1 tRNA gene and 2 rRNA genes are annotated in these 591 nt (G+C 47.7%); all 3 read right to left on the reverse strand.

Annotation, left to right across the window (positions count from 1 at the left end):
- Positions 1-117, reverse strand: a 23S ribosomal RNA gene (locus PQG66_RS25235); the annotation flags it as partial.
- A gap of 208 nt (positions 118-325) precedes the next feature.
- Positions 326-401: transfer RNA gene (locus PQG66_RS25240), tRNA-Ala, on the reverse strand.
- A gap of 108 nt (positions 402-509) precedes the next feature.
- Positions 510-591 (reverse strand): 16S ribosomal RNA (locus tag PQG66_RS25245); the annotation flags it as partial.

The raw sequence follows: 591 nt of genomic DNA on the forward strand, positions 1-591 counted from the left end.
CGGACATCCCCGGATCAAAGCTTGCTTACAGCTCCCCGAGGCAGTATCGTTGTTCGCCACGTCCTTCATCGGCTCCTAGCGCCTAGGCATCCTCCGTGTGCTCTTAGTAGCTTAACCATATGCTCCGGTTTCGGTGTCTCGCTTCCCTTGTTTTGCTTCGCAAAGCCAAAAGTCGCTCTCCCCCGATACCATCGCAACTGCATTATCTACCGTTTTTATTAAAACTTGTTGTACACAAGTTCAGCTAAAAAGGAATATTCTAATTCGCGTTTGTTTCGTTTCGATATCTAGTTTTCAAAGAACACAACAAATAGATGAAATCATTTGGTGGAGCCAAGCGGGATCGAACCGCTGACCTCCTGCTTGCAAGGCAGGCGCTCTCCCAGCTGAGCTATGGCCCCTCAAATTCCATCAAAACTGAACAAATGGAGTAGTAACTTTGTAATGCTTGCAAGTTCACTGAACTTGCTAATTTGAATGTCTTCGTTGCAGAAGACGATTCTCCATAGAAAGGAGGTGATCCAGCCGCACCTTCCGATACGGCTACCTTGTTACGACTTCACCCCAATCATCTATCCCACCTTCGGCGGC

Origin of the sequence: Paenibacillus sp. JJ-100, assembly GCF_948329825.1 — a bacterium.
Taxonomy (GTDB): Bacteria; Bacillota; Bacilli; order Paenibacillales; family Paenibacillaceae; genus Paenibacillus.